The 10,201-nt window shown below is 42.4% G+C and carries 9 protein-coding genes; all 9 read left to right on the forward strand.

Features of this window, described 5'->3' with window-relative positions; translation table 11 throughout:
* The first annotated feature begins 41 nt into the window (after positions 1-41).
* Positions 42-893, forward strand: coding sequence for a sugar ABC transporter permease (locus IID12_08100; protein ID MCH8289049.1), 852 nt, complete (start codon positions 42-44; stop codon positions 891-893).
* The gene (locus IID12_08105; protein ID MCH8289050.1) at positions 890-1,756 is read left to right on the forward strand and encodes a carbohydrate ABC transporter permease; all 867 of its coding nucleotides are present in this window, start codon (positions 890-892) and stop codon (positions 1,754-1,756) included. The genes IID12_08100 and IID12_08105 overlap by 4 nt, the downstream gene beginning before the upstream one ends.
* 225 nt (positions 1,757-1,981) lie before the next feature.
* Complete coding sequence (locus IID12_08110; protein ID MCH8289051.1) at positions 1,982-3,154, forward strand: sorbosone dehydrogenase family protein; 1,173 nt, start codon at positions 1,982-1,984, stop codon at positions 3,152-3,154.
* Positions 3,155-3,204: 50 nt separating this feature from the next.
* A complete protein-coding gene (locus IID12_08115; GenBank protein ID MCH8289052.1) occupies positions 3,205-4,089 on the forward strand; it encodes an oxidoreductase in 885 nt (294 codons plus the stop codon).
* A 221-nt stretch (positions 4,090-4,310) separates the two neighbouring features.
* Positions 4,311-4,475 carry a hypothetical protein gene (locus tag IID12_08120; GenBank protein MCH8289053.1) on the forward strand — a complete coding sequence of 55 codons (165 nt, stop codon included), beginning with the start codon at positions 4,311-4,313 and terminating at the stop codon, positions 4,473-4,475.
* A 55-nt stretch (positions 4,476-4,530) separates the two neighbouring features.
* Entirely contained in the window at positions 4,531-7,419 is a 2,889-nt protein-coding gene (locus IID12_08125; protein ID MCH8289054.1) for a PAS domain S-box protein, read from the forward strand.
* Positions 7,403-7,855 carry a sensor histidine kinase gene (locus tag IID12_08130; GenBank protein MCH8289055.1) on the forward strand — a complete coding sequence of 151 codons (453 nt, stop codon included), beginning with the start codon at positions 7,403-7,405 and terminating at the stop codon, positions 7,853-7,855. The genes IID12_08125 and IID12_08130 overlap by 17 nt, the downstream gene beginning before the upstream one ends.
* A gap of 17 nt (positions 7,856-7,872) precedes the next feature.
* Entirely contained in the window at positions 7,873-8,913 is a 1,041-nt protein-coding gene (locus IID12_08135; GenBank protein ID MCH8289056.1) for a response regulator, read from the forward strand.
* Between the two features lie 213 nt (positions 8,914-9,126).
* Positions 9,127-10,201: cytochrome c3 family protein (locus IID12_08140; GenBank protein ID MCH8289057.1), on the forward strand; the 1,075-nt coding region annotated here is incomplete at its 3' end.

Consider the following 10,201-nt stretch of genomic DNA (forward strand, 5'->3'; position numbering starts at 1 on the left):
TCTTAATTAAAAGTAAAATGAACGCATTTACCGGATAAGAATTGAGTAAATTAGCAGGTCTGGGGCTTATAGCCGCATACGTTATTCACACAATTATTTTCTGGTTGTATCCTTTTCTGTGGGGGTTGGTTATTGCTTTTAAAAGATGGAACATCATTTCTCCCGAAAAGGAGTTTATCGGCTTAAGTAACTTCACGGGGGTTCTATATGACCCGTTATTCTGGATATCATTTAAAAATTCCCTTTATTTTATGGCGGTATATGTCCCGCTGTCGATTGTCTCTGCCCTTGGAGTAGCATTGTTACTCAGTCGGATTAAGTTTTTGCAAGCCTTCTTTGCGACCGGATATTTGATGTCCTATATCTCTGCAGGTGTTGCCTATTCCATCGTCTTCAGTCTTCTCTTCTCCGGAGATGGACTTATCAATACATGGCTGAGTAAAATAAATATAACGATCCCGTGGTTCTCCGACCCCGATATCGCCATGGCTTCTATCGCGCTGATCGTCGTTTGGAAATTTCTGGGCTACTATAGTTTGATTTTCCTGGCGGGATTACAGGCTATTCCGAAAACTCTGTATGAATCTGCGTCAATCGACGGGGCGAGTGAATGGGTACAATTTTTTAGGATTACCGTTCCGCTTCTTAGCCCCTCATTTACCATAGTTCTGATTTTCGCCGTCATGTTGTCTTTCAATATTTTTACGGAACCTTACATGATCACGGGTGGCGGACCGCTTGACAGTACACAGACTTTTGTTATGCAAATCTATCATCAAACGTTCACTGCGCTGCACGCCGGCTATGGGTCCAGCTTCGCAATTATTGTAGCGGCTATCAGCTTCGCGTTTGTCTTCGTGATAAGGAAGACAGTGGAAAGGGACGTAACATGATCGTAATCCGGGATAAGAAAAGTAAAAAACAGCCACGCGCAATCAAATTGGTCATCGTCTATACTCTTCTCTGCTTGGGATTGATCGTCATGGTTTTTCCCTACATCTGGATGATTCTGGCTTCGTTCAAGATTCCATCGGAAATCTATAATAGATTCTTCCCTTCACGCTTCACTCTGGAAAATTATTATATGATGTTTTCAGCCGGACAAAGCGGTTCCGGCAGTCCGTTCATAAGGTCAGCTTTCAACAGTTTGGTTGTATCCTCGATAGCCACTTTTTCTGTTGTGCTTGTTGGTTCGATTACAGGTTATGCGCTGGCTCGATTACGGTTTTGGGGACGAGATTTTTTAAATAGTTTTGTCCTATTCCAAATGCTGTTTCCGGCAATTCTGTTCTTGATCCCGCGTTTTTTGTTAATGTTGGAATTAGGATGGATAAATACATACCAGGGCATGTTCTCTCCGTTCATGGTAAGCGCCTGGGCTATTTTTCTTTATACGCAATTCTATAAGACTATTCCGCAGGAGCTGATTGACGCAGCCAGAATAGATGGTTGCTCGGAACTAAGAATAGTTTTTTCCGTGATGCTTCCCTTATCTAAATCGGTTACGGCAATCGTAGCCATCTTTACCTTCATGAGCACCTGGGATGAATTCTTGTGGTATATTATTGTCACCAAGGATTACGACTTGATGCCTCTGAGCGCATTATTAGGCTTATTTACAAAGGGGGAATACAATTCATATCCGGGTATCCAGACTGCCGGCGCCGTACTGTTGACTGTGCCGATTCTGATTTTATTCTTTTTCTTTCGGAAATCTTTTTCCAAAGGAATTGCGATGTCCGGTATAAAAGGGTAATGGTGAGAGGTCAAAGGTGATTAATACAGCTGCAAATTCGGGGTGCGGCGCAGTCGGGTCAGCACACTTGCCTTGGGAGCGGGGTGTCGCCCCGCCACCCCGACGGATTTGAGTGCGGGTTATCCGGAGTTTGCCGGATAACTGCGTATTATCAAACCATTCAATCCATGTTTTTGACAATTGCTTCTTATTGAAGTATATTGCGTGAATTAAACTAAGGTGAATATGCGTCGAAAGTTTACTTTAAAGTCCGAATCGAAAAAATTTAGAAAGATGTCAAAAGCCTGCAAAGAAGCCGTCTATCTCCCTATGAGTTTGCTTATTATATTTTGCTCGGGCGGCACATCGACAAATGAACCGACTTCTCTTGAAAGTTTGATCCTTCCCCCCGGATTTGTAATAACCGAATTCGCACAGAATCTCGGGAAAGCGAGGGGCATGGGAGTTTCCCCGGCGGGCGATCTATTCGTCTGCTCGCTAATAGCCGGTGAGATCATCGTGCTGCCGGATAGAAATTCGGACGGGAAAGCCGATGAAAACATCGTCTTCGCACAAGGACTGCAAAGTCCGCACAGTGTCACTTTTTATAACGGTTATGTTTATGTTGGGGAATCGGACAAGATTTCACGTTTCAGGGACGACAATAATGATCTAATAGCCGACGCAGCCGGAGAAACAGTCGTTGCGGGGCTTCCCACGAGCGGGCATTTTACGAAAACGGTGGCGTTCGGACCTGATGGCATGATGTACGTCTCGATAGGCTCATCCTGTAACGTATGCGAGGAAAACGATCCACGGCGGGCGGCGGTTGTGCGCTATGATCCGGACGGCGGCGGTGAAACCGTATTTTCAAGCGGTCTGAGGAATTCGGTTGCTCTTGCATTCCACCCTGAATCGGGGGAGCTCTGGGCAGCCAACAACGGGAGAGACCGTATCGGAGACGATTTACCTCCTGAAGAGATAAATATCCTCTCCGAAGGAAAGCATTACGGCTGGCCTTATTGTTACGGCGACGGGATAATGAACCCGGAATATGTTAATGATCCTTCTCTATGTGATGAGACTATTGCTCCCGTATTTGATATGCAGGCTCATTCGGCGCCTCTGGGAATGAGATTTTACAACGGCGGTCAGTTCCCTGCCGAATACAGAGGGGATCTGTTCATAGCATTTCACGGTTCCTGGAATCGATCTAAGAAGACAGGGTACAAGGTGGTCAGAGTCCGGGTGGAGGACGGTTTACCCGTTTCGATAGAGGATTTTGTATCCGGATGGTTGATGCCGGACGAAACAAGATGGGGTAGGCCGGTGGACGTCGAAATTTCACCCGACGGATCTATGTTCGTTTCAGATGACTATCAGGGAAAGGTTTATAAAATAACTTATACAGGCGGGTAGCGGATTTAATTACGCGTAATCCTTTGTAAACAACATTCGGAGAATTAAAATTGGAAGAAAAACCTCCCGATAAAAAGACGAAAAAGATAAGAGAAAGAGAAGTAATAGTTTCGGATGTCATTCGAGAAACTCCGGACAGCGCAACACTCGTTCTCTCTTCAGATGAGGGGACACCGGAATATAAAGCGGGACAATTCCTGACGATCGATCCGCATCAATTTCCCGTTCTTGACAGGTGGTGCAGATACCTCGAAGTTGAAAAAGGAAAAAAGGAACCTCCCCGTGCATACTCGCTTTCAAGCGCTCCCCATGAAGAACACGTGTCTTTTACCGTCAAGGAAAGCCTGTATTATCCGGGCGACACGCCTTATCCGCCTCTTATTTCGCCGCTGCTTACTTACGAAATTCCTGTAGGCGCTAAAATGATAATTAAGGGATTCACCGGTTCGTATGTAATCGATGAAAAAATCGAGAACAGCTCGGATCACGTGCTTCATATATGCGCAGGAAGCGGAATAGTACCGAATTTTTCCATAATCAAAGATGAGCTTATTAACGGCTCGACGAGGAAGCACACTCTGATATATACGAACAAGACATGGGATGACATCATATTCCGGGATGAATTTTTCGACTTGGAAAAAGAATATCCCGGGAGAATTAAAGTTCTGCATGCCATTACGCGCGAGGAGAACGAGATGCTCCTGAATAAGGGCATTCGAATCGGGAGACCCGATATCGAATTTGTTAAGAACGCCATTGAAGACGTCTCCTCGACATCGGTATTCATATGCGGTCCGGCAGTCAGCTCTTTTGAGAAAAAAGAGGCTAAGAAAAGCGGGGTCGAACCAAAACCCATGTTCTTGGAAACGATGATCGCATATCTCAATGAGATAGGTATACCTTCTGAAAGAATCAAAAAAGAGAGTTGGTAAATCAAGTATCTGCGTTGTTTGATTTAAGTTCCTACTGAAAACTTCTCAAATCCGTTCCCGTTCTGAACTACGCATCCGGTATTTCAGGCACGACTTTTGCACTATTGACAGTGTACGGGATAATAATAGGCTCTATTTACGGGTTAATAGTGAAGGGAAGATAAAGTTTTAGGGAATATCTATAAAAAGATAAGATTTAAAGTGAAAATCAGCGTATCATTTTGATACAAAATGGAATATCATTAGGGGATTTACAAGATTATGGCTGGACGGGTTCACACGGCGAGACTGCCAACTCGGTGACCAAGGGAGGTTACGACGTTGTAGGAACGCGGGGATTGCTCTTCTGGAATTTCAACCAAATGGAAGAGATTCAACCGGTTTGATAAAATGGGCAAGAAATTTAGGATCGATTGGAAATAGTAATGAGGAGCCGTCAAAGTGAGGATCTATATAAAGATATCTATTTTTCTCGCAATCATAATCTCGACAGTAGGCGGGTTATCTGCCTGGCTCAGCGGCAGGATCTTAACCAGTGAGATGGAAAGATCTTTAGAAGAAAAAGCTACCGTAATAGTAAAATCATTCAGTGATAAAATTGTTCAAAACGTATTGGATGGTGAAATCCTTCCCGTAAAGGAATTTGCGCGATCACTCGTGAAAGAATCACCGGACGTTGAATACATCTACATTATTGGTTTCGAAAACGAACTATTCATGCACACATTCGAGAATGGTTTTCCAAAAGCCCTGGCGCATAAATTGGAGAAGCAAACTCATCCCGATAAGGATAAGATTGTGAGGTATAATTTTGGGGGAATTGAAGTTCTTGAAATTGAAAACTCCCTAATAGAAGGGCTTCCGGCGCATGTTTATTTGGGAATGAACGAATCGAATCTTTTGCAGCGGGTACGCGATGTCAAGCGATCTATATATCTTGTAACATTGGGTGTAGCGCTCTTTGGGTTGATAATATCGGGGATATTAAACAGGAGAATCACAAGACCGCTAAATATTTTAACTAACTCCATGCGTGAATACGGAAAAGGTGAAATAAACCACATACTGAAATTACAACATGCCGATTGGGAAGTCATGGAGATTTCGAACGCTTTCAACGAGATGATTCAAATGCGCCAGCAGTATGAGCAAAAGCTCTCGGAGAATGAGATAAAGTTTAGAGATTTCATAGAAGGGATGGATGACTTAGTAGTACAAATTGATAATCAAGGGAAGATCATCTATGCCAACGAAGCATGGAATCCAATTATCGGTCTTTCGGGTAAAGAATCAGCGGGATACCCGGTTCTGGACTGTGTGCATCCGGAAGATAGAGATAAAACGGCGAAGATAATATTGGGTCAAACAGAGAACCGAACCGATAGCGGGACCTTAGAAAATCGCCTCATTCACGCAGATGGAACTGTCTCTCATATGCTGTGGACAATTAACAATCACTATGATAAAGACGGCTCTCTACTTTTTTCAAACTCTATCGGAAGAGACATCACCGAACGAAAGAATTATGAAGAATCCTTGGCTGAGAGTGAAGAGCGATTTGTTTTATTCATGGACAACGTTCCCGGAGCTGCATTCATAAAGAATGAAGAAGGAACATACATTTATACAAGCAAAGGATTCCATAAGAGTGTAAAAGATGTAATCGGAATTGATGAAACGAATTGGATAGGGAAGAGTGACAGCGACTTCCTTCCCCCGGAGGTCGCGGAAAATATAAGGTGGAATGATCTGGACGTGCTCAAGTCCGGGAAATTAAAAAATCTTACCGAAATTGTACCGACCTCAAACGGGTTGTCTTATTGGATGTCATATAAATTTCCTATCTCAACAAAAGACGGAAAAGAAAAGCTCCTTGGATCAATGTCTATAGATATAACAGAGCAAAAGAAAGTAGAGGAGGCTCTGAAAGAGAGTGAATTTAACCTCAATAAAGCGCAGGAAATGGCTCATGTGGGAAGTTGGGATTTAGACATTCGAACCAATAAGCTTAATTGGTCGGATGAGGTATACAGAATTTTCGGATTATCCCCACAAGAGTTTGAAGCCACATATGAAGCATTTATCGAGGCAATCCATCCCGATGACAGAGAAATGGTAGCCGAAAAGTATGCCAGATCAGTAGAAAACAAAACGCCATATGAGTCAATTCACAGGGTTCTTAGACCTGATGGTGATATCAGGATTGTCCATGAAAGATCAGAAAATATATTCGACAGCGAAGGAATAGCGATACGTTCTGTAGGAACTATTCAAGACATAACTGAATTAGAAGAAGCGACACAAACTCTGAAAAGGGAAATGAATCACTTTGATAAGTTACTTGAATCGTTAGGCGATGTGGTCTTCATAGTGAAACTACCTGAAAGGGTAATAGAGAGGGTCAATTTTCGAATAGAATCTGTTTTCGGCTATGATGCATCAGAATGTATCGGGAATTCAACTAAGATGCTCTATGAGAAAGAAGAGGACTATAAAAAGTTTGGGAAAACATTGCAAAAGGCTATTAAGAAAGGCGAGGATGTTGTTTACATAAAGCAGAAGTTAATGAAAAAGGACGGAAATACATTTGATTCAGAGATCACAGTCTCTTTTTTAAGAGAAAACGGAAAGATCAGTCATGTCATATCAGTGATAAGGGATATTTCAGAGTTGCTCCGTATACAATCTGAGTTGGAAAAAGCTCAATCTGTCTTAGAAGATCGAGTAAAAGAAAGAACGTTGGAGCTGGAAAGCAGTAATAAATCTTTAGTTGAAAGCGAGGAACGATTCCGAAAAATCTTCGAAGCAAGTCCCCTGGGTATGGCGATAGTGGGAACCGATAAAAAATTATTAAAATTGAATAAGAGATTTTGCGCAATGTTGGAATATACGGAAAAAGAGCTGCTGGGTAGAACTATTATGGAAATTACTCATCCGGATTATTTAGACGAAACGAAGGATGTGGCTGAACGTCAATTTAATGGAGAGATTTCCTATTATCAACAAGAGAAGAGATATTTAAAAAAGAGCGGTGAAACACTATGGGCTAATTTGACTTCCTCTATACTATTAGATAATGAAGGTAAGCCCGTTTACGGTATTGCTATGGTTGAAGATATCGGAGAACGCAAGATTGCAGACCAAAAAATACGAAAGTCCCTCAAGGAGAAGGAAGTCCTTCTAAAAGAAATTCACCATCGAGTAAAAAACAATCTTCAGGTGATTTCCAGTCTGCTGAATTTACAGGCGAGAGGCATCAAGGATAAGAAAACCGCGAAACAATTATTAGAAACTAAAAACAGGATCATTGTCTATGTCATTGATTCATGAGAGCTTGTATCAATCTGAAAACCTCGCGGAAGTAAACATCCCGAGCTACATTTCGATGCTGACGGATAATGTTCTTCAAACCTATGCTGAAGACAGAAGCAAAATACAAATTTCTCAAAAAATCGAGAAGATCTCCCTCGATCTCAACGCATCAATTCCTCTCGGATTGATAGTCACTGAGCTCGTAACCAACTCGATTCATCACGCCTTTACCGGTTCTAAAAAGGGAAAGATTACGATAACTTTTTCATCAGAGCAAAATAATTTCGAGTTAAGTGTGCGTGATAACGGAAAAGGAATACCTTCAGGATTTTTAGTTGAAGAGAGCAACAGTCTCGGTCTAAAATTAGTCAAGATGTTGACAGAACAACTTAACGGTAATCTTGAGCTAAACACCAAGGGTGGTACGGAATATAAGATCAAGTTCAAAATATGAAGAAAGAATGATAATAAATGAGTGAAGTTAAAATACTCATCGTCGAAGATGAGAGGATTATAGCTGAAGACACCAAACAAACTTTGGAGTCTTTGAAATACAAGGTATGCGGCATCGCGTCCTCCGGAGAGGAGGCGATCAGAATAGTTGAAGACTCGGATCCTGATCTAATACTGATGGACATAAAGATCAAGGGACCCATGGATGGAATAGAAACAGCGGAGAAAATTCATGAAAAAAGAGATATTCCGCTCATCTACGTTACGGCGTACGCCGATGAAGAAACGCTCCAGAGAGCCAAAATTACCGAACCATACGGCTATATTTTGAAGCCCATCAGAAAGAACGAGCTTAAAATCGCCGTTGAAATTGTTCTCTATAAACACAGGATGGAAAAGCAGTTAAGAGACATCGAATTGATAAGCAAACAAGAGAAGCTCAAAGCTGTTCAACAATTAGCAGGGGCAGTAGCGCATGAGTTCAATCAGCCGCTCCAGGCTCTGATGATCATATCGGAGCTTCTGCCTGTTGATAAATTAGCTGAAAGGGAAGACCTTGCAGGGAGAATCTCCGAACAAGTGGCGAGAATGTCAGAATTAGTTAACAAATTAGAAAACCTGGATACAATAAAAACCAAGTCATACGTAGGACGAACTCGAATTATTGATATAGAAAATTCCAGCAACATGTTAGGTTCTGATATCAAGAGAGTACTACTTATTGACGATGATCATGTAATAGTTCGTTTATTGTCGAGGATCATAAGGAAGCAAGGATTCAAAGTTGATGCCGTAAAGAGTGCCGAGGACGCACTGCCGTATTTAGCGAAAAACGATTACGGACTGGTGATTTGTGATATCAAGCTGCCCGGGATAAGCGGGCTTGAATTATATGAATCTGAACGTACTAAAAATAAAAATACGCCGTTTGTATTTATTTCAGGGTATGTCCAGGATGAGTTGAGCGATTCGGTAATAAACAAATCTGCAGGGTTTTTACCAAAACCGTTCTCGATTGATGAAGTAATAACATTATTAAATAACGCATTCCGAAATTAGAAAAATATCATTAAATCATACCTGAATCGGTTGAAATATTAGCCGTGTAATACATTTCCCAACCGCATCACGATCTCTTCGGCAGAAGCAAGAATATTATTGTCAATTTGGACATAGTAGTTTAAATTTCAATACGCTGGAAGTGATTATATTTGGTGGTATTATCTATACATTAAGGATAAATATCTCCTCATAAAAATCAAGGAGGTTAAATTGGCGAAATCAATCTTTACATTTTCATTAACAGTCATTTTCACTTTTATATTATTTCCTGTCTCTTCTATCGGCGGAGATGAAGAAGAATGCGTTACCTGCCATGCGACAGAAACGCCGGGAATAGTTGGCCAATGGAAGAGCTCGAAGCATAGTGAAGCCGATATATCATGTACCGATTGTCACTCAGCCGAAAAAAATGATGTTGACGCTTTCGAGCATTATGGTTCTAATATCTCTGTAATAGTCTCTCCGCTCGATTGTGCGGAATGCCACGACACCGAATACGAACAGCAGAGGGGCTCACATCATGCTAAAGCCGCACAGATCCTCGGATCTCTCGATAACTTTCTCGGAGAAGTCATAGGGGGACAACCCGCAGTAGTGTCGGGATGCCGTCAGTGTCATGGTTCTATCGTTGCTATCGATGAAAATGGGAAACCGACTGCGGATACCTGGCCCAATACCGGAATGGGAAGAATAAATCCGGACGGTTCGCTCGGTTCGTGTTCCGCGTGTCATGCCAGGCACGAGTTCAGTGTCAGGCAAGCGCGGCAGCCTGAAGCCTGCGGAAAATGCCATCTCGGTCCTGATCATCCTCAAATCGAAGTATGGAACGAATCAAAACACGGGATTCTATACCATGCGAACAGGGAGAATATGAACTTAGATGCAGAGGAATGGCGGGCGGGGATAGAGTATTTCACCGGTCCTACCTGCTCATCATGTCACATGAGCGCAGCGGGGAATCAAGAGGTCACACACGACGTGGGTGAACGAATATCCTGGACGCTGCGGCCACCGATTTCAAAAAAGCTCAACATGATAATATACACTGACGGCAGCAAAAAGGACATCTTGGGAGAAGATCCATCGCTTCCGGAAGCAGGATCCATGCACAATAATAAAACGGTAGAGTCGGTTTTGCCATGGAAGTCACGAAGGGCAAAAATGCAAGAAGTCTGTTCTCAATGCCACAATATGCAATATGTTAAAAGCGCATACACACAGATAGATAATCTGATTGTATTGTATAACGAAAAATTCGCTATGCCGGCGAAATCGATAATGGATG

This window comes from Candidatus Neomarinimicrobiota bacterium (assembly GCA_022567655.1).
Lineage (GTDB): Bacteria > Fidelibacterota > SORT01 > SORT01 > SORT01 > JADFGO01.